This window comes from Qipengyuania sp. (assembly GCF_042095715.1).
GTDB lineage: Bacteria > Pseudomonadota > Alphaproteobacteria > Sphingomonadales > Sphingomonadaceae > Qipengyuania.
In genome coordinates this window covers 37,237-56,172 of record NZ_JBELMO010000013.1, presented here as the reverse complement: position 1 = coordinate 56,172, position 18,936 = coordinate 37,237, and the positions used below count along the sequence as shown (strand labels likewise).

The 18,936-nt window shown below is 62.9% G+C and carries 20 protein-coding genes and 2 tRNA genes; 12 read left to right on the top strand and 10 right to left on the bottom strand.

Annotated features, from left to right (window positions below; genetic code table 11):
• A partial coding sequence (locus tag ACFDTG_RS05395; protein WP_375289990.1) for an amidase family protein occupies positions 1-269 on the top strand: 269 nt, incomplete at its 5' end.
• A gap of 57 nt (positions 270-326) precedes the next feature.
• On the opposite strand, the gene tig is transcribed toward ACFDTG_RS05395, so the two are convergent.
• Positions 327-1,934 carry a trigger factor gene (gene tig / locus ACFDTG_RS05390; protein WP_375289989.1) on the bottom strand — a complete coding sequence of 536 codons (1,608 nt, stop codon included), beginning with the start codon at positions 1,932-1,934 and terminating at the stop codon, positions 327-329.
• A gap of 78 nt (positions 1,935-2,012) precedes the next feature.
• Positions 2,013-2,097 (bottom strand) — tRNA-Leu (locus ACFDTG_RS05385).
• Positions 2,098-2,251: 154 nt separating this feature from the next.
• On the opposite strand from ACFDTG_RS05385, the gene ACFDTG_RS05380 reads away from it, so the two are divergent.
• Genes ACFDTG_RS05380 through ACFDTG_RS05360 form a run of 5 tightly spaced genes read left to right on the top strand, consistent with a single transcriptional unit; the run spans position 2,252 to position 4,869 of the window.
• A complete protein-coding gene (locus tag ACFDTG_RS05380) occupies positions 2,252-2,446 on the top strand; it encodes a hypothetical protein (protein ID WP_375289988.1) in 195 nt (64 codons plus the stop codon).
• Between the two features lie 11 nt (positions 2,447-2,457).
• Positions 2,458-2,616, top strand: a complete 159-nt coding sequence (locus tag ACFDTG_RS05375; protein ID WP_375289987.1) for a hypothetical protein — start codon at positions 2,458-2,460, stop codon at positions 2,614-2,616.
• A gap of 60 nt (positions 2,617-2,676) precedes the next feature.
• Positions 2,677-2,994 carry a DUF3297 family protein gene (locus ACFDTG_RS05370; RefSeq protein ID WP_375289986.1) on the top strand — a complete coding sequence of 106 codons (318 nt, stop codon included), beginning with the start codon at positions 2,677-2,679 and terminating at the stop codon, positions 2,992-2,994.
• 13 nt (positions 2,995-3,007) lie between these two features.
• Positions 3,008-4,387 (top strand): ribosome biogenesis GTPase Der, encoded by a 1,380-nt coding sequence (der, locus tag ACFDTG_RS05365; RefSeq protein WP_375289985.1) that lies wholly within the window; start codon positions 3,008-3,010, stop codon positions 4,385-4,387.
• On the top strand, positions 4,384-4,869 hold the full coding sequence (locus ACFDTG_RS05360) for a DUF2721 domain-containing protein (protein ID WP_375289984.1): 486 nt from the start codon (positions 4,384-4,386) through the stop codon (positions 4,867-4,869). Before der ends, ACFDTG_RS05360 begins: the two co-directional genes overlap by 4 nt.
• A 43-nt stretch (positions 4,870-4,912) precedes the next feature.
• Here ACFDTG_RS05360 and ACFDTG_RS05355 read toward each other — a convergent pair whose 3' ends face one another.
• From ACFDTG_RS05355 to ACFDTG_RS05340, 4 genes are all read right to left on the bottom strand, one after another.
• Positions 4,913-5,893, bottom strand: coding sequence for a GGDEF domain-containing protein (locus tag ACFDTG_RS05355; protein ID WP_375289983.1), 981 nt, complete (start codon positions 5,891-5,893; stop codon positions 4,913-4,915).
• 212 nt (positions 5,894-6,105) lie between these two features.
• Positions 6,106-6,600 carry a bacterioferritin gene (gene bfr, locus ACFDTG_RS05350; RefSeq protein ID WP_375289982.1) on the bottom strand — a complete coding sequence of 165 codons (495 nt, stop codon included), beginning with the start codon at positions 6,598-6,600 and terminating at the stop codon, positions 6,106-6,108.
• 116 nt (positions 6,601-6,716) lie between these two features.
• Positions 6,717-6,908 (bottom strand): bacterioferritin-associated ferredoxin, encoded by a 192-nt coding sequence (locus ACFDTG_RS05345; protein ID WP_375289981.1) that lies wholly within the window; start codon positions 6,906-6,908, stop codon positions 6,717-6,719.
• A 31-nt stretch (positions 6,909-6,939) separates the two neighbouring features.
• Entirely contained in the window at positions 6,940-8,247 is a 1,308-nt protein-coding gene (locus ACFDTG_RS05340) for a DUF418 domain-containing protein (RefSeq protein ID WP_375289980.1), read from the bottom strand.
• A gap of 167 nt (positions 8,248-8,414) precedes the next feature.
• Here ACFDTG_RS05340 and ACFDTG_RS05335 point away from each other — a divergent pair, with 167 nt between their 5' ends.
• The 3 genes from ACFDTG_RS05335 to ACFDTG_RS05325 are packed head-to-tail and all read left to right on the top strand — an operon-like array spanning position 8,415 to position 11,007.
• Positions 8,415-9,131, top strand: coding sequence for an AAA family ATPase (locus tag ACFDTG_RS05335; RefSeq protein WP_375289995.1), 717 nt, complete (start codon positions 8,415-8,417; stop codon positions 9,129-9,131).
• Positions 9,132-9,149: 18 nt separating this feature from the next.
• Positions 9,150-9,644: a hypothetical protein gene (locus ACFDTG_RS05330; RefSeq protein ID WP_375289979.1), complete on the top strand. Its 495-nt coding sequence runs from the start codon at positions 9,150-9,152 to the stop codon at positions 9,642-9,644.
• Positions 9,645-9,678: 34 nt separating this feature from the next.
• The gene (locus ACFDTG_RS05325) at positions 9,679-11,007 is read left to right on the top strand and encodes an SPOR domain-containing protein (protein WP_375289978.1); all 1,329 of its coding nucleotides are present in this window, start codon (positions 9,679-9,681) and stop codon (positions 11,005-11,007) included.
• A 72-nt stretch (positions 11,008-11,079) separates the two neighbouring features.
• Here ACFDTG_RS05325 and ACFDTG_RS05320 read toward each other — a convergent pair whose 3' ends face one another.
• Positions 11,080-12,312, bottom strand: a complete 1,233-nt coding sequence (locus ACFDTG_RS05320; protein ID WP_375289994.1) for a dihydroorotase family protein — start codon at positions 12,310-12,312, stop codon at positions 11,080-11,082.
• Complete coding sequence (locus tag ACFDTG_RS05315; RefSeq protein ID WP_375289977.1) at positions 12,309-13,334, bottom strand: aspartate carbamoyltransferase catalytic subunit; 1,026 nt, start codon at positions 13,332-13,334, stop codon at positions 12,309-12,311. Before ACFDTG_RS05315 ends, ACFDTG_RS05320 begins: the two co-directional genes overlap by 4 nt.
• Before the next feature lie 100 nt (positions 13,335-13,434).
• On the opposite strand from ACFDTG_RS05315, the gene sppA reads away from it, so the two are divergent.
• Positions 13,435-15,315 (top strand): signal peptide peptidase SppA, encoded by a 1,881-nt coding sequence (gene sppA / locus ACFDTG_RS05310; RefSeq protein WP_375289976.1) that lies wholly within the window; start codon positions 13,435-13,437, stop codon positions 15,313-15,315.
• Positions 15,316-15,386: 71 nt separating this feature from the next.
• Positions 15,387-15,461 (top strand) — tRNA-Val (locus tag ACFDTG_RS05305).
• 84 nt (positions 15,462-15,545) lie between these two features.
• Here the strand turns inward: ACFDTG_RS05305 and ACFDTG_RS05300 are convergent.
• A complete protein-coding gene (locus ACFDTG_RS05300) occupies positions 15,546-15,755 on the bottom strand; it encodes a hypothetical protein (RefSeq protein WP_375289975.1) in 210 nt (69 codons plus the stop codon).
• A gap of 50 nt (positions 15,756-15,805) precedes the next feature.
• The gene (locus ACFDTG_RS05295; protein WP_375289974.1) at positions 15,806-16,417 is read right to left on the bottom strand and encodes a TetR/AcrR family transcriptional regulator; all 612 of its coding nucleotides are present in this window, start codon (positions 16,415-16,417) and stop codon (positions 15,806-15,808) included.
• A 120-nt stretch (positions 16,418-16,537) separates the two neighbouring features.
• Between ACFDTG_RS05295 and ACFDTG_RS05290 the strand changes: the two genes are divergently transcribed.
• On the top strand, positions 16,538-18,922 hold the full coding sequence (locus ACFDTG_RS05290) for a TonB-dependent receptor (protein ID WP_375289973.1): 2,385 nt from the start codon (positions 16,538-16,540) through the stop codon (positions 18,920-18,922).
• Positions 18,923-18,936 lie beyond the last annotated feature (14 nt).

The window sequence follows — 18,936 nt, the reverse complement described above, 5'->3', positions numbered from 1 at the left end:
CGCCGACCACGGGACCCGCCTGGACCAGCGACCTGATGCATGGTGATAATTACAGTGGTTCGATCGGGGGCGGTTCGCTCGCCGCGATTGCCGGCTATCCGCATCTCACCGTGCCGATGGGCGCGGTAGAGGGTCTGCCCGTGGGCCTCAGCATCATGGGGCCGAAGTGGTCGGACGCCAGGGTACTGGAGGCAGGCGCCGCTTACGAGCGTGCCCGCACTGCCGAACTGCACCAGCCCACCTTCGCGCGCTGGGCGCCGGCCGAATAATACCGCGAAGCCTCAGGCCGGGACGCGCACTCGAGGCGCGCGCCCGGCCCGATATTATTACTTCTTTTCGGTCGCGGCCTTCTTGGCAGCGGGCTTCTTAGCCGGTTCTTTCTTCGCTGCTTCCTTCTTCGCCGGAGCCTTGTTCGGGGCCGGCTTGGCCTCCGCATCGTCGGTCTTCTTGGCGGCGGCTTTCTTGGCCGGAGCCTTTTTCGCGGCAGGCTTCTTGGCCGGTTCGCCCTCGTCCTGCGCTGCGTCCTTAGCGGCAGCCTTCTTGGCCGGAGCCTTCTTCGCCGCTGGCTTCTTGGCGGCAGGCTTATTGGCCGGCGCGCTTTCGCCTTCCTCGGCCTCGATCGAAGCTTCCAGTTCCTCGCGCGTCACTTCGCGATCGGTGATCTCGGCCTTGTCGAAGAGGAAATCGACGACCTTGTCTTCGTAGAGCGGCGCGCGCAGCTGGGCGGCGGCCATCGGCTCCTGCTGAATGAACTGCATGAACCGCTCACGGTCTTCCTGGCGGTACTGCTGCGCAGCCTGCTGGATGAGCATGTTCATTTCCTGGCCGGTGACCTGGACCTTGTTGGCCTGGCCGATCTCGGACAGCAGCAGGCCCAGGCGCACACGGCGGACGGCGATGCGGCGGTAATCGTCCTTCTCCGCCTCGATTTCCTTGCGCGATTCCTCGGGATCGTCGGACTGCGCCACTTCCTGCTCGAGCTGCGCCCAGATCTGCTCGAACTCGGCCTCCACCATCTGTTCGGGGACGTCGAAATCGTGACCTGCGGCAAGGTGGTCGAGAAGCGAACGCTTCATCTGCGTGCGCGTCAGTCCGGCCGTTTCCTGTTCGAGCTGGCCGCGCACCAGCGCGCGCAGCTTGTCCAGGTCCTCGAAGCCCAGGTTCTTGGCGAAATCCTCATCCAGCTTGGTTTCGGTTTCGGTCTTCACCGCTTCGACCTTCACGTCGAACGTGGCTTCCTTGCCGGCCAGATGATCCGCCTGATAATCCTCGGGGAAGTTGACGGTGATGGTCTTCTCATCGCCCGCCTTCACGCCGATCAGCTGATCCTCGAAGCCGGGGATGAACGTGCCCGAACCCAGCACCAGCGCGGCGCCTTCGGCCTTGCCGCCTTCGAATTCCTCACCGTCGAGCTTGCCGACGAAATCGATGATCAGCTGGTCGCCTTCGGCTGCCTTCTTGGTCTTGGCGGCGTCCTTGTAGCTCTTGTTCTGGCCGGCGATGCGCTCGAGCGCCTCGTCCACCTGCTCGTCCGATACGGGCACGGTCAGGCGTTCGAGCTTGATCCCGTCGGTGCTCGGCACCTCGATCTGGGGGAGCACTTCCAGCTCCACGGTCAGTTCGGCATCCTTGCCCTGCTCGTAACCCTCGGCCATTTCGACCTTGGGCTGCATCGCGGGGCGCAGTTCCTTTTCCTTCATCAGGCTATCGACCGATTCGCGGATCGCATCGTTCACCACCTGCGCGTGCATCTGTTCGCCATGCATCTTGCGCACCAGGTTCGCGGGCACCTTGCCCGGTCGGAAGCCGGGCATGCGTACCTGCGGAGCGATCTTCTTGACCTCCGCATCGACCTTCGCCTCGATCTCCTTGGCGGGAATGGTGATGGCGTAGGCGCGCTTCAGGCCCTGATTGGTGGTTTCTTTGGTTTGCATGGAAGGATGAACTCTCGATCGATCGTGATGGCAACGTGCGTTTCGGGCCGCGTCGCGAACCAAACGGTGATGCCGGACTGGTGCGGGCGAAGGGACTCGAACCCCCACATCTTACGATACTGGTACCTAAAACCAGCGCGTCTACCAATTCCGCCACGCCCGCTTGCCGAAACGACAGCCGCGCCGCGTCCCCCTTACCGATTGGCACGGGGCCGCAGCGCGATGGCGGCGGGGTCTCTACTAATGTCCGATGAAAAGGGCAAGCGGGCGGAACATGCCAATTACACGCGGGTTGAACGATCGAAGGATATATCAGCATGACCGACTATGACCACGCCGATGCCCCACCGGATACGCCGCCCGTTATCGATCCGAGCGTAAAGCCCAAATCCGCCGCCGAAATGGAAGCGGAAGGGGAGCGCGAAGGACCGGTGTTGACCGATTCAGACGACGGCGATGATGGCAAGCAACCCGACATTTCATCGTCCGAAACCGCCCTTCCCCCCGACTGATTGGACTTCCCATGGCCGACAACGACACACCCGATAGAGCCCCCGCAGAGATTCCGCCCAGCCCCGCACCGACCGAAGCGCCGGCGCAGGAGCCCCCCGGTTTTGCCCCGCCCTCCCCTTCGACCGATGTGCCCGACGTGGGCCCCAGCGAAATGCCGCCGCCGGATTAAGGCGGCGGTCGCGATGCTGGCCGATTGCGGAAACGTGCGCCTGTGCGTAGGGGGCGCGTCATGACTGAGACCAACGACGCGCCCGATACGGCACCCAGCACCGATGCGACCGCCCAGACACCGCCTGATCGCCTGTCCGTGAACCCGCGCAGTTCGCATTTCGATGCGGACCTTCTCCGCAGGGGCGTGGGGATCAAGTTCAAGGGCCGTGAACGGTCCGATATCGAGGAATATTCGATTTCCGAAGGCTGGGTTCGCGTCCAGGCTGGCAAGACCATGGATCGTAAGGGTCAGCCCCTGACGCTCAAGCTGTCCGGCCCCGTCGAAGCCTGGTTCCAGGACCTGGGCGACGATGCGCCCGTCGCGCGCAAGGAATGATCGGAGCGCACCCGTGAAGCCGGTCGTCATCATAATCGGTCGGCCAAATGTCGGCAAATCCACACTCTTTAACCGGCTGGTCGGCAAGAAGCTGGCGCTGGTGGATGATCAACCCGGCGTGACACGCGATCGGCGCATGGGCGATGCGATCGTGGCCGGCCTCGAATTCACCGCAGTCGATACCGCCGGTTGGGAGGATGAAGATCCCGACAGTCTGCCGGGCCGGATGCGCAAACAAACGGAAGTGAGCCTGGAAGGCGCGGATGCGGCTCTGTTCGTGTTCGATTCGCGGGCCGGACTGACTCCGCTGGACGAAGAGATCGCTCGCTGGCTCCGCGCCCAGGATGTGCCCGTTGTGCTGGTTGCCAACAAGGCGGAGGGCAAGGCAGGCGACGCCGGTATCTTCGAAAGCTTCGGCTTGGGCTTCGGTGAGCCCGTGGGTCTCAGCGCGGAGCATGGCGAGGGGGTCGCCGATTTGTTCGATGCCCTATGGCCGATCATCGGCGCCAAGGCCGAGGCTGCGGAACTCGCAGACGAATTGGGGGAGGACGAGGAGGCACCGGCGGGCCCCCTCAAGCTCGCGATCGTCGGTCGCCCCAATGCGGGCAAATCCACGCTGATCAACCGGCTGCTGGGGGAGGACCGGCTTCTGACTGGTCCGGAGGCAGGGATCACGCGCGATTCAATCGCGATCGACTGGCAATGGACGGACCCCAGGTCGGGCGAGGCGCGCGACATCCGGCTGATCGATACGGCCGGGATGCGCAAGAAGGCGCAGGTTGTCGAAAAGCTGGAGCGACTGAGTGTCGCCGATGCCCGCAGGGCGGTCGATTTCGCCGAAGTCGTCGTGCTTCTGCTCGATGCGACGCGCGGTCTCGAACATCAGGACCTCAAGATCGCCAGCCATGTGCTGGAAGAAGGCCGCGCTCTGATGATCGCGATCAACAAATGGGATGTCGCCGAAGATGCGAGCCGTTTGTTCAACGGTATCAAGGCGGCGCTCGATGAAGGGCTGAGCCAGGTCCGCGGCCTTCCCGTGTTCGCCGTTTCCGCCAAGACGGGAAAGGGGCTCGACACCATGATCGGCGCGGCGTTCGAAATCCGCGAAGCATGGTCCAAGCGCGTCCCCACCGCAGCGCTCAATCGCTGGTTCGACGATGCGCTGGAGGCCAATCCACCGCCCGCGCCCGGCGGCAAGCGGATCAAGCTGCGCTATATCACGCAGGCCGGTACCCGCCCGCCGCGCTTCGTGGTCTTCGGCACCCGGCTGGATGCCTTGCCGGGAAGCTATGAGCGCTATCTTATCAACGGCATTCGCAAGGAGCTCGGGTTCGATGCGGTGCCTGTTCGGGTTACCTTGAAGAGCCCCAAAAACCCCTACGCGAAGAAATGACTGCCGATCTGATCGCCTCCGCTGTTCCCCAGGCCGCGGCCATCGAATTGCTCCAGCGCACGAGCAGCACGCCGCGCGTGATGGAGATGCTGCAATTCAGCCTGGCCCCGGCGTTCCTGCTGGTCGGCATCGGATCGGTGATGAACGTCATGATGAACCGGCTGATCTGGGTCGCCAATCGCATCGAACGCCTGGAGGCACGGAGCGAGGAACGGGGAGACGACCCATGTAGCGACGAATTGAACTGGCTGAACCGCCGTCGCCGCCTGGCGCAGCGCGCGGTGATGTTTTCGACAGCGGCGGCGTCGCTGATCAGTGTATTGATCGCGGCCCTGTTCGTATCGGCCTACATACACCTCAAGATCGGGACGTTGATCGCCGGGCTGTGGGTTGCGACCATGGGGTTGCTGATAGTGGGCCTTGCGTTTTTCTTCGGCGAAACCCGCATTGCTGCCAAGGGGCCTCGCACGCGACAGCGATAACGACGTCCTCGACAGCGGAGGGAAGCGGGTCGGCCACAAACAGTCACGCGGCGCGGGTGGCGGTGTCTCCGAGCATTTCGATCCGGTCGCGGCCATTGCGCTTGGCTTTGTAGAGGGCTTCGTCAGCGCGTCTGATGGCGCTGGAGGTCGATCCGTTGAGGCGGGCGATGCCGGCCGAAAAGGTCGGTGCTTCCGCGACCCGGTCGCCGCGAAGCACGTTCGGGGCCGTCTCGCGCAATTCATCGCGCGCGAGTTCGAGGGCGCGATGCATGGCCCCGCTGTCGATCTCCGGTGCGACGATCAGGAATTCCTCCCCGCCCCACCGCGCCACGGTATGGGGGGCAAGGTGGGTTCTGAGGACATCCGCGACCAGTCGTATGATCTGATCGCCGGTGTCATGGCCGTAGCGATCGTTGAAAGCCTTGAAATGGTCGATATCGACCATTGCCACGCTGCCGTTCGCCCGCGCATCGTCCAGAGCGCCCAGTACCGCGTCGATACCTCTGCGGTTGGGGAGATTCGACAATTCGTCGGTCCCGGCCTCGCTCTTTGCTTCCTCGACCTGCTTGCTCAATTCCTCGATGCGCGATGTGGCGGCGCTCAGTTCCGCCTCCGCGCGTTCGGCGCGTAGCGTCAACCGGCCGACCAGACCGATGATGTCGGCGCTCGTCGGATCGCCGATATCCTTCATCTCACCCGCGAGATAATCTCTGAATTCGCCGGTCGTCCGTGTGGTCCGCCTGGTCTGCTCGAGCGTCTCGTCGAGAATGCGGTCCATCGCCGCGACGGGGGATGCGGAACGGGAAGCCGTTTGCTCCTCCAAACCTGCCATGCGCATCAACGCGGCGATATCGTCGGTCCCGATCCGCATGCCGGATGCCTGGATATCCCGGACCAGGCTCGACAGCACGGGCTCGGTGCCCGTCGCGTACAGCCACGCAAAGCGATAGCATACCGGATCCGCCGGGAGCTTGTTGGCCTTCAGAAAAGCCAAGGCGCGTTTGCCGCTGTCCTTGTTCCACATGTACGCTCTTCTTTCCCCAAACCGCATGCCCGTTCCACCGAACGGGGTCACTCCTGCTCGCGCACCTCACGCTCGCAGCCCCTTCGGTAGGCACAGAAGGTTCACATCTGGATAACGTTAATGCGGAATTCGTCGCTTTTCAGGCACCGCCTCCTTCATGCTCTACCGTGGAAGTAAGCGATTGCATATTCAGACTTCTTAACCGGTAGCCTTCAGGCGCCCTGGTCCTGCTCCCCGGCCGGGCGGCTGTTGAGCTGGACGTAGTTCTCCAGCCCCATGCGCGAAATCATGTCCATCTGGGTCTCGAGGAAATCGACATGCTCTTCTTCGTTATGCAGGATTTCCTCGAAGATCCGCCCCGATGTGAAGTCGCGCACCTCCTGGCAATAGTCGGCGGCCTCACGCAACAGAGGGATGGCTTCCATCTCGAGCGCGAGATCGGCCTTGAGGATCTCCTCGACCGTTTCGCCCACCTTCAGCTTGTGGATGGCCTGAAAATTGGGAAGCGCGTTGAGAAACAGGATACGCTCAGCCAGGCGATCGGCATGCTCCATCTCCTCGATGGATTCCTTGCGCTCGTAATCCGCCAGACGACCCACACCCCAGTCGGCCAGCACGCGGTAGTGCAGCCAGTACTGGTTTATGGCGGTCAGTTCATTGGTAAGCGCCTTGTTCAGGAACTCGACGACCTTGGCGTCACCCTTCATGATCTGTCTCCTTGCTCACCGTCCGTGTTGCCCGCCGAAGCGCAAAACGACAAGGCCCAAGAACAAAAAAACCGCAGAAATCTGCGGTTTTGCAAATGCCAATCAATGTCGCGCAATCAGGCGGCTGCGCGATTGCTGTACCCCATTTCGCGTTCTTCGAAGATCATGTCTTCCGCCTCGTCCAGGCAGCTGCCGCAGTTGGGCCGCTTTCCCAGAAGTGCATAACAAGCCTCGGCATCACCGCCACAGCGGCGCGCCGCGTTCCTCAGTTCGCTCTCGCGGATGGCATTGCAAATGCAGACGTACACGGTGCGACTTCTCCCGTTGACGCGAATCACGTTACTGCGAGTCGTTTTCATTAGCAAGCCCATCGCGTCGGAGCGGGAAGATTCTGCCGTAGGTCAGGCACCGCCACAGCCATTCGAAGGGACCGAACCGGTACCGGTCGAGCCAGGGTTTCGACCATAGCAGCATGACGATCCATGCGATGACGGTGACCACGTAGAGTTCGGCTCGGGTCAGATAGCCGAAGAGGCCGCCCGCCCAGCCGTGGAAAAGAAGCATCATCGCGATGGAGGTGCCGAGATAATTGGTGAAGGCAGCCCGACCGGCGGCACAAATCCGCTGACCCAGCCAGTTCCGGGACCCGGTCGCCGCAACCGTCAGGAGCGCCGCCAGGCCCACGATTGCGAAGAGACGCGGGAGCTGCCCGATCCCAAGAAAGGCGGCCAGCGTGCTGTAATAGCTCAAATCTTGCGCCTTCGCCCAAAGCGCCACCGGAACGCTCAACACAGTGCCGATGATCACACCGGCCCATCCCCAACGCATCAGCGTGGCCCGGTTGATGCCGCCGTCGAAGAGCCCCAAGCGGTAGAGCCCCATGCCGATAAGCATCAGCGGCAGGGTTTCGAACAGATACAAGGAGACGAACGAAAAGGGTTCGGCCGCGTGGCGCGCAAAACCATGAGCGACTATCGCCCCGTAAGCGCCCTCGCGGACCAGCACGACCTCCTGCTCGCCATCGGCCAGCGCATCTTCCCGCCCGGCGATCATCTGCTCGCGCTGTTCGGCCATCACCGGCCTGTCGCCAAAGGAGGTTTCCAACGTTAGATACGGAACGCTCATCATCGCCGCGAGCGCGATGGCGCCAAGGATGAAGCCGGCAACTCCCACGCCTAGTTGTCTTTTCGCCGGCCAACGCAGCAGGGGCAGTGCGACCAGACCGGTGATCGCATAGCCGAACAGGATATCGCCCCGCCAAATCAGGTAGAAGTGCGCAAGGCCGAAAACCGCCAGCCAGAAGAGCCGCCGCACCTGGAGCCGCAGTGTCGCACCCCGCGCCCATGCCCGCTCCATGAACAGATAGAGGCCCGCGCCGAACAGGAGAGAGAAGAGTCCGCGAAACTTGCCGTCGACGAGAAGGAATTGCGCCACCCACATCCACTGGTCGGCCTCGCCATGCGGTGAAGCGAAGGCGTCGGGGTACATGTAAGCGGTCATCGGCTGGCCGAAAGCGACGATATTTGCGGCGAGGATGCCCGTCACCGCCACGCCGCGAATGAAATCGAGGCTCGCGACCCGCGTGCCGGATGCGCCGACCGGTCCGGGCTGGTCCGGCGGCACGCGATCTCCTGGTTCCACAGACATATTGCGCTCCCCGGAGGCAGCATAACAGCGCGATCGGACGGCGAAAGCCCGGATCGGTGCGGTTCGGTATTAACTTAAAATTAGGTCTGGTCTGCGAGATGCCAATCAGACGTCCAACGCGGACGATGGATCGCAAACTTCGGATCGTTTCTCTCAGGGGGACAAGCGTGCGGGTACTCGCATTGGCATCGCAAAAAGGCGGATCGGGCAAGACCACCCTGTCCGGCCACCTCGCCGTACAGGCACAGCGCGCGGGCGCAGGCCCGGTCGTCCTCATCGATATCGACCCACAGGGTTCGCTGGCCGACTGGTGGAACGAGCGTGAAGCGGACTTGCCCGCCTTCGCGCAAACGACCGTCGCGCGCCTCGCCACCGATCTCCAATCCCTGCGCCAGCAGGGCTTCAAGCTCGCCGTCATCGATACGCCGCCCGCGATCACGATGGCGATCCAGTCGGTCATCAGCGTCGCCGAACTGATCGTCGTCCCGACCCGGCCAAGCCCGCACGATCTGCGCGCCGTGGGTGCCACGGTCGATCTGTGCGAACGGGCAGGCAAGCCGCTGGTTTTCGTCGTCAACGCGGCGACGCCCAAGGCCAAGATAACCTCGGAAGCGGCGGTCGCGCTCAGCCAGCACGGCACCGTGGCCCCGATCACCCTGCATCACCGCACGGATTTCGCCGCCTCGATGATCGATGGGCGCACGGTGATGGAAGTCGATCCCGAAGGCCGCAGCGCCGCCGAGGTGACCGCTCTGTGGAGGTACATCAGCGACCGCCTCGAGAGAAACTTCCGCCGCACGGTCTTTGCCGCGCCGAACATCCAGTCCGCCATGCCTGGCGCTTATCGGCCCGCGGGTGGCTTCGGCCGCCGGGTCGCACAGTAAGCCTGGCGGATCGCCGCGATGAGCGACAACGGTTTCGCCTCGCTTTCTTCCAGCCTCCTCGCCCGCAAGGGTGGGGCGAAGCCCGCCATGCGCCCGCAGAACACCGCAGGCATCACGGACGGCAAGGCAGCCGCAGCCAATCTCGAAGATCTCGGCTGGGATGATATGGGCGACGAGGAACCGCGCACTAATGCCCGGGTCCTGCAAATGACCCCCGCCGCGCCGGACAACACCTCCGTGCCATCGAGCCCCGTCAGGGCCACGATTGCGCACATTGCGGCCAAGCTCGAAGCGCCAGCGCTCGCCAGAACGCAAGCGGCGTCGCAGCGCAAGCGCGACAACCGGCGCGCCGCCTTCACCCTGCGCCTCGACCAGGAACGTCATCTCAAGCTGCGCCTCGCCTGCACGGTCCGCGGTTGCAGTGCGCAACAACTCGTCACCGATGCGCTGGACCAGCTGCTGGCTCAGATGCCCGAAATCGAAACGCTCGCCGCGCATGTCCTGCGCGACTGATCTTGAAGAAACACCAGGCCCTAGGAGGGGGACCATGACGATTGCTACCAACAACAAAGGCCGCGTCATCGCTCTCGCGCTGACCACGGCGCTGGCAACCACCACGCTTGCTGGCTGCATCGGCAAGGTCGCTCCGAGCTCCGCGAGCTCCCTGGCCAAGGCCGAAAACGCCATATCGAAGGGCAAGGGCAACAAGGCGGTTGCCTATGCCGAGGCGGCCGTTCTTGCCGATCCACGCAATGCCGAAACGCGCTCCCTGCTCGCGAAAGCCTACATCGAGGCTGGCAGGTTCGGTTCGGCGGCGACTGCGTTCGACGAAGCCATGCAGCTCGGCGATGTTTCGGGCCGCACCATCCTGATGCAAGCGCTGACCCTGTCGGCCGGCGAGCGTTTCAGCGAAGCTCAGACCCTGTTGGACCGTTACGAGCGCAATCTGGACCCAGCCGATTTTGGCCTCGCCATCACGGTGGCGGGCAGGCCGCAGCAGGGCATCCAGGTGCTTTCGAACGTCCTGCGCAGCGGCGTGAACACCATGCAGGTTCGCCAAAACCTGGCCTATGCCTTCGCTCTCAACGGCGACTGGCGTTCGGCCCGGCTGGTGGCACAGCAGGATCTGGCGGCCGATGCGCTGGCCAAGCGGATGGGCCAGTGGGCCGTGCTCGCCCAGCCGCAGATGAACGCTCAGCGGGTCGCCGCGCTGCTTGAGACCACTGTGTCGGCGGATGTCGGCCAGCCGGCCCAATTGGCGCTTGAAAACTTTCCCACCCCTACACAGCTCGCGCTGGCCGCCGTGGACACGGTCGAGAAAGCCCCTGTGCCTCTGGTGGAGGACGATGGCGTGGAGCTTGCCGCCATAGCACCATCCGAACCGGTCGCCGCCATCACGACCTTCGATGTCGAGAAGCCGGCGCCCGTCGCTGTCTCTCGCGTGGCTGCGGCTCCGCGCATCGTCCTTCCCAAGCCGACGCCCGTCAGGGTTTCGGCTGAAGTTCCGGCCAAGCCCGTGGTCGCCCCGCAACCCAAGGCGGCCACGCCAAGCAAGGCGTTCGCCGCCGCGTTCATAGCGAAACCGGGTGACTATATGATTCAGCTCGGCTCCTTCGCGTCGGCAGCGATTGCCGATGATGCGTGGGCGAGGTTGCAGAAGCGCCACCCCGAACTGAAGAGCGCGGACAAATCCGTCACCAAGGCCAAGGTCGATGGGAAGATCTATTACCGCGTTGCCGCTTCCGGCTTCGCCAGGTCTTCGGCGGTCGAAGTTTGCGGCATCGTCAAGAAGCGTGGTGGCGGCTGCTTCGCCTACGCCGGCACGCGAACGCTTCCCGGCGCCATCGCCGATGCGACGCGCGTCGCAACCCGTTGAACGAACGGCACGGATTCCTTCCTCGTGTCGTTCGTAACTGAGCCCCTCCTGCCGATGCAGGGGGGGCTTCCTTTAGCTATCGACCCGTACCCCGCCCTTCCACAACGCCGTCACCCGCCCCTGCATGGGTTGGCCGTCGAATGGGGTATTCCCTGCCGCCGCTTCCATCTTGCGCGAATCCACGATCCATGGACGGTCGGGATCGACGATGGCGATATCCGCCTCCCATCCTTCCTCGAGGGCACCGGCCTTCACCTTTAAAAGCCTCGCCGGGTTCGCCGCCAGTAGCTCGAACACGCGCGGCATCGCGATCACGCTATCGCGGACAAGGCTCAGCGTCGTCGCCAAAAGCACCTCGGCGCCGGCCATTCCCGGCTCGGCATCGGCGAACGGCAAACGCTTGTCCTCGGGTCCGCGCGGATCGTGACCTGAAGAGATCATGTCGATGGTCCCGTCCGCGATCGCTTCCAGCACGGCGCGGCGATCGTCCTCACACCGCAATGGGGGCGAGAGGCGCGCGAAGCTGCGAAAATCCCCGATCGCAAGATCAGACAGGTGGATATGCGCCGGAGTAATTCCTGCCGTGACGCGTTCCCCCTGAGCCTTGACGGCACGCACCAAATCAAGGCCCGCGCGTGTGCTCACTTGGCGAAAATGGATATGCGCCCCTGCCATCCGCGCTATGGCCAGATCGCGCATAATGGCGAGCGATTCCGCCTGCGCAGGTGCGGCCTGCAGCCCCATTCGCGTGGCCATTTCGCCTGCCGTTGCCACGCTTGTCCCGGCAATTCCCGAATCCTCGGCGTGAGCCACCAGCGGAAGGTCCAGCATCGCAGCATATTGCGCCAGCCGGAGCATCACCCCGGAATTGCCAATCCAGCGCCTGCCGGTCGCAACACCCAGGGCTCCCGCCTCTCTCATGAGGGCCAGTTCCGCAAGGTTCTCCCCGTCGAGATTGCGCGTGGCCGCGGCCAGGGGATGGACCCAGAAATCCGGCTTGCCACTCTTAGCGATGTAAGAGACGCGACTCGGCAAATCGAGCAGGGGGCGCTGATCGGGCATCAGCGCCGCCCGCGTGATTCCGCCGAAATGGAAGGCCGGTTTGTCGACAGCGAAGACGCCGTAATCGACGAGGCCCGGTGCGATCAGCTTGCCGCGGGCATCCACGATCTCATCACCATCTTCGGGTTCTAATTCGCCGATTGCCACGATCACTGCATCGGCAAATCGAACGGCGGCTTCACGCACTTCTCCTGCGAGCACCGCCTTGCCGCCGACGATGGTTGTGGGCCGCATCTGCTTCATGACCAGCCTTTCACGCCCCGCCGCGCCCGCGTCAGCACTTCGAGACATGCCATGCGGATGGCGACCCCCATCTCCACCTGCCGCGTGATGATGGATCGGTCGATCATATCGGCGACATCGCTGTCGATCTCCACGCCCCGGTTCATCGGGCCGGGATGCATCACCAGCGCATCGCCCGATGCGTAGCCGAGCCGCCTTTTCGTTAAGCCGTAAAGATGATGATACTCACGCGGAGAGGGGATGAACTGCCCGCTCATCCGCTCGGTCTGCAAGCGCAGCATCATAACGACGTCGGCGCCCTTGAGAGCAGCATCGAAATCGTGATGAACCTCTGCACCCATCGCCTCGATACCTGTGGGCATGAGAGCCGGCGGGGCACACAGGCGAACAGTCGCCCCCAACGCCTGCAGGCACAAGAGATTGGACCGTGCGACCCGGCTGTGCAGGATATCGCCGCAAATCGTAATGGTGAGGCCGGTGAAGTCGTCTGCCGATTGCCCGCGCGCGACCAGAGCCTCGCGCAACGCCAGAGCGTCAAGCAGGGCTTGCGTCGGATGCTCGTGCTGCCCGTCGCCTGCATTCAGAACGGGGCAATCGACCTGATCCGCGATCAATTGGGTGGCACCGCTCGATCCGTGACGGATCACGATGGCGTCGGCGCGCATGGCGTTGAGCGTGATGGCGGTATCGATCAGCGTCTCGCCCTTCTTAACGCTCGATTGGGCGGCATGCATGTTCACGACATCGGCGCCGAGCCGCTTGCCGGCAATCTCGAAGCTCAGCAGGGTGCGGGTGGAATTTTCGAAAAAGGCGTTGATGACCGTCAGGCCCGTAAGGAGATCGCCGTGCTTGGCGGACTGCCGATTGAATTCGACCCACTGCTGCGCCTCGGCCAACAAAAACAGGATCTCATGGCGTTGCAGCCGCCCGATTCCGGTCAGATCGCGATGGGGGAAGGCCTGCCGCCCCACCGGGAAACGGGACGAGGCCGGATTGTCGGACCGGGTTGTCATTGAGGCCATGCCCCTATCGGACGCGGGGGTGGCGCTCAAGCTTTATCGGTTTGCAGCGACCGCGCCGTCCTCTAGGCAGAAAGGCGCAAGACGCGTCGGGAAGTAAAGAATGAAATTCGCAGGTCGGATTTGGCGGCTTTTGGTTGGCATCAAGGACGGGTTGGTTCTCGTCTTCATGCTTGGTTTTTTTGGGCTTCTGTTCGCCGTCCTCACCGCCCGGCCCAGCCCCGCCCAGGTGCGCGGCGGTGCGCTGGTTCTCAATCTCGATGGTTACGTGGTCGAGGAACGCCAGCGGATCGATCCCTTCCAGGCCTTCCTAACCCAACAGGCGCCCATCGCCGAATATCAGGCGCGCGACTTGATCCGCGCGATCGACGCTGCTGCATCGGACGATCGGATCACGGCGGTGGTCCTCGATCTCGATAGCTTCCTTGGCGGGGGGCAGGTGCATCTTACCGCCATCGGCGACGCGCTGGACCGGGTGCGCGCGGCGAAAAAACCCGTGCTGGCCTTCGCGACGGCATATGCCAACGACAGCGTGTTGCTGGCGTCCCATGCCAGCGAAATATGGCTCGATCCGATGGGCGGCGCCATGGTCGCCGGTCCGGGGGGCACGCGGCTTTATTACAAATCGCTGCTCGATCGCCTGAACGTCGACGCCAAGGTTTACCGGGTCGGAACCTATAAGAGCGCGGTGGAGCCGTATCTGGCCGATCAAATGTCCGATGCGGCCAGGGAGAATTACGAGGCACTTTATGGCGCCCTATGGGGGGAGTGGCAGGCCGATGTCGAGAAAGCGCGGCCGCAAGCGCGCATCACAGCCATCGCCAACAGACCGGCCGAATGGGTGGCTAGCGCAGGCGGGGACATTGCCCGCGCGGCGCTTGCGGGCGGCCTCGTCGATAAGCTGGGGAGCAGGGACGATTTCGACGCCAGGGTCGCGAAGATTGTCGGTGCCGATGAATGGAGCAATCGACCGGACACCCCGGTGACGACCGATCTCGACTCCTGGCTCGAGCATATCGGTGAGCCTTCCGGTGGCGCCGAAATCGGCGTCATCACCATTGCCGGTGAAATCGTCGATGGAGATGCCGGGCCAGGCACGGCCGGAGGCCAGCGCATCGCTGACCTTCTGGACGATGCTTTGGGCCAAAACCTTCACGGCTTGGTCGTGCGCGTCGATTCGCCTGGCGGTTCGGTATTGGCCAGCGAGCAGATCCGCCGCGCGATCCTTCGTCATAAGGCTGCCGGCACACCCGTGGCTGTTTCCATGGCGAACGTCGCAGCAAGTGGTGGCTATTGGGTTTCAACGCCCGCGGATCGCATCTTCGCCGAACCGGACACCGTCACCGGTTCGATCGGTATCTTTGCTGTCATCCCGGTTTTCGATCGCGCAGCAAAATCGATAGGCATCAACACAGATGGTGTGCGCACCACCCCCCTTTCCGGGCAGCCGGACATTTTGGGAGGCTTCACGCCGGAAACGGACCAGGTGATTCAGGCTGGAGTGGAAAACGGCTATCGCAAGTTTCTGAGCAGGGTGGCCAGTTCTCGGAACATGACCGTTGCGCAGGTCGACCGGATTGCACAGGGTCGCGTCTGGGACGGCGGTGCCGCGAGGCAGATCGGCCTGGTCGATCAGTACGGCGATATTGACGAGGCGTTGGCCTGGACGGCCCAGAAGGCGGGTCTTGAGCAAGGTTCATGGCACCCGCTCTACCTCGGCTCGTCGGAAACGACATACGAGACAATCCTGCGCCAATTGCTGGTGGACGACAGCCAGGTCGAAGCACGGCGAGATGTCGCTGGGCTGGTATCAGCCCGCCAACGAGCACTTGGCGCGCAACTGGGCGCTGACCTAGAGCGGCTGATGGGCTCCGCCGGCATGCAGGCCTATTGTCTCGAATGCCCCGCGACCGGCGCGAAAACGGCGACGATTCAACAAACTTGGTGGAAAGGCCTGGCGATCCTACTGGGGGCTGCAAACTGATCAGCCCCTTGCGTCGGATTAAATCCGCTCGTAAAGGCGCGCCCCTGTCCGGTTCCCACTAGAGTCGGTGCGGGCGCGTAGCTCAGCGGTAGAGCACACCCTTCACACGGGTGGGGTCACAGGTTCAATCCCTGTCGCGCCCACCAGCTTTTGCTGGTCAGGCACAACAATCATTTCAGCGTTTATCGGTTTGCTTTGCCCAAGGACTGTGGAGCCGCAGGTCGGCACCCTCAGCCTGTTGCCGAGGGCTTATCGGCGTCTTCGGACAACTTCTTTGCCAGGAAACCGCCTGCACCGATCGCGAGCATTGCGGGTAGGCTTATGCGCCGGAGAACAAGCGGCGCCAGCACGCCAAGCGCGGCACCCGTGCCGCCGCCGATGTTGCGCGAACGCTCCGCCACCTTGCCGCCGACGAATGCACCGATAATCTTGCCAAGCATGAATAATCTCCTTTCCGTTTCAATTCACGGGAAGGCGCCCCGGTTCCATCCTATCGCGACAGCCCCCTGCGCAAAAGATCGTTTGCCCTTTGCGATACCTCCGCCGTACCGGGATCGCTGGCGCTCCCCCAGATCGCATAACGCAGCCCGAGAAACACGTTCATCCCCATGATGGCCCAGGCCTCGGCCTCCCCAAGCCCTTCCCGGTATGAGCCCTCCCCGATGCCAGCCTCGAGTCTTTCGCGAATGCGTTTAGCCGTCGTCTGATAGTGCTCGCGATAGCTGTCAGGATCGACGAATTCCGCCTCATCGATGATGCGGTAAATCTCCTTGTGTTTACCCGCGAAGGTCAGGAATGCCTCCAGCGCGGCGTATTCCACGTTCAGGGGCGCCATTTCGGGCTTAATCGCTTCGCCGGCGGCAATTCGCACTGCCTCGCTCATATCCGCGACGAGCGCCCGGAAGATCGCGTCCTTGCTATCGAAATATGTGTAGAAGGTTCCCAGGGCCACGCCGGCGCGCCGCGTGATCGCGCTGATCGATCCTTCGTAAAAGCCGTTGTCGGCAAATTCCGCCGCCGCCGCGTCGAGCAGCTTGCGGCGCGTCCGCTCCCCCCGAGCGGTGCGTGGATGTTTCGCGTTAGCTTGCGCGCGGTGCGCCATGCCTGCCTCCCTTTCCCACAGTCGTAAATAGCTCGTCCGTTTCGCACAACCTTAAACTTGAAAGCTGGTTCAACTTTCACTAAACGGGTTCTCGAGAGGATTACTGGGAGGAGATTACCGATGCTTCTGCGTCATAAAACGTTCGCCGCCGTGCTGTCCGCAGGCGGTGCATGGCTTGCCTACGCTGCGCCCGTCGCTGCACAGGAGCAGGAGCCTGCCGCAACCTCGGCCCCGGGCGTGGCTGATGGCGCCATCGTCGTGACCGCGCGGCGGCGCGAAGAAACGCTTACGGACGTTCCTATCGCCGTGACAGCCTTCACGGGTGAGCAACTCGAGAGATCGGGAGCGCTCGACATTACCGACATCGCGCAAACCACGCCGAACGTGACGCTGGAAGTTTCGCGCGGGACGAACAACACCTTGTCCGCCTTTATTCGCGGGGTGGGTCAACAGGACCCCGTGGCGGGATTTGAAGCGGGTGTGGGCATCTATCTCGACGACGTCTATCTCAACCGACCGCAGGCGGCGGTCCTGGATATCTACGATGTCGAGCGGATCGAGGTTCTACGCGGCCCGCAAGGCACGCTGTATGGCCGCAATACCATCGGTGGCGCCATCAAATACGTGACGCGCCGGCTCGGCGACGTGCCCATGCTGAAGGCGCGCGCCACCTATGGAACCTACAATCAGGCTGAAGGCGTCCTTTCGGCGAGCACTCCGCTCGGCGATTCGGGATTTCGTCTCGGCGGTGCAGTGGCCCGGCTTTCTCGAGGAGGGTTTGGAACCAACCTGACCACCGGTGAAGACAATTACAACAAGGACGTCTGGGCCGGTCGCGGCACCATCGAATTCGAACCCTCGCCCGACGCTTTCTTCCGCCTGAGTGCTGACTACACGCGGGACAAGAGCAACAGCCGAGGGGGCCACCGCCTGATTCCAGGCCTGGTCAATCCGAACCTCTATCCTGTCCTTGACGACGTTTACGACAGCCGCGGTGGCCTGGTATCTCCCACCCAGGATGTCGAAGCATACGGCGGGTCCCTCCTTGCGGAGGTCCACCCTTCCGATTGGCTGACGTTCCGTTCGATTACCGGCTATCGCAAGGACGATAGCGCGACACCGATCGATTTCGACGCCTTGCCTGTCGTCGACCTCGATGTGCCGGCATTCTACAACAACGAACAATTCAGCCAGGAAATTCAGGCGCTGGTCGATACCGGCTCACTCAACGGCCTGATCGGAATCTATTATCTCGACGCATCGGCGCGGACGGTATTCGACGTGCGCCTTCCCGGCACGGTCACGGCACTGACCTTCGGTGACGTCAACACCGATACGGTCGCCATCTTCGGCGATTTTACCTACGACATCACCACCCAGCTCAGCCTTTCGGTTGGCGGTCGCTACACCTGGGACACCCGCGATTCGACGGTTCAGCGCAACATCTTCCTTGGCGCTTCTCCCTTCTTCGGCGGCACCACACCCCCGCTTGTGCGCCAGACCGATTTCCGAGGCAGCGCGGACTTCGAAAAGTTCACGCCGCGCGTTTCCCTGGCCTTCAAGCCGACGCCGGACCACACACTTTACGCCAGCTACTCGCAAGGCTTCAAAGGCGGCGGTTTCGATCCCCGCGGTGTCGGCACCGCGGCCCCGGATTTCAACGGAAACGGTATTGGCGGAGCCGGCGGAGACTACGACGACATTTATCGGTTTCTCTCCTTCGATCCCGAGACCGTCGACAGCTACGAGATCGGCTACAAGGCGTCTCTTCTGGATCGCAGCCTCAATCTGGCACTCGCGGCCTTCCGCGCCGATTATTCCGACATCCAGATTCCCGGTTCGGTCGGCGCTACTGTCGGAGGTATCCAGACTTTCATCGGGATCACGACCAACGCCGCCAAGGCGCGCTTCAACGGCGTGGAGGGCGAATTCAACTGGACCGTCGCGCGCGATCTGACGGGTGCCAACGATCGTCTGACGTTGGCCGGAACAGTCGGCTACATCGATGCCAAGTTCCTCAATTACATCGATGCGCGCGGTATCGACGTGGCGGATAACCGCGAAATCCAGAATACTCCCGAATGGACGGCAAGCGGAACTATCGGTTATTCGATACCTGTCGGCGACGGCGCGATCGATATCAGCGGCACGGCGGCTTATCGCAGCTCCAGCCAGCAATTCGAATTGCCGACACCGCTCCTCGATCAGCCCGGCTTCACACTGTTCGATGCGAACGTCGTGTGGACCATCAACGACATGTTCTCGCTCGGGGTGCACGGTCGCAATCTGTTCGACAAACAATACATCGTTGCAGGCTACAACTTCCTGAACCAGGATCCCGACAGCGGCGCATTTGAAGGACGGTGTGGACCAGGAGGTACATCGCCCGGCCGTGTTCCCTGCAATCAGCCGGGATTCGACCCGACCCTGGGCGCGGAGGGGACGCTGACCGCATATTACGGCAACCCGCGCCAAGTCTTCGTCACGGCGACGTTCAAGTATTGATTACTCGCAGGGGC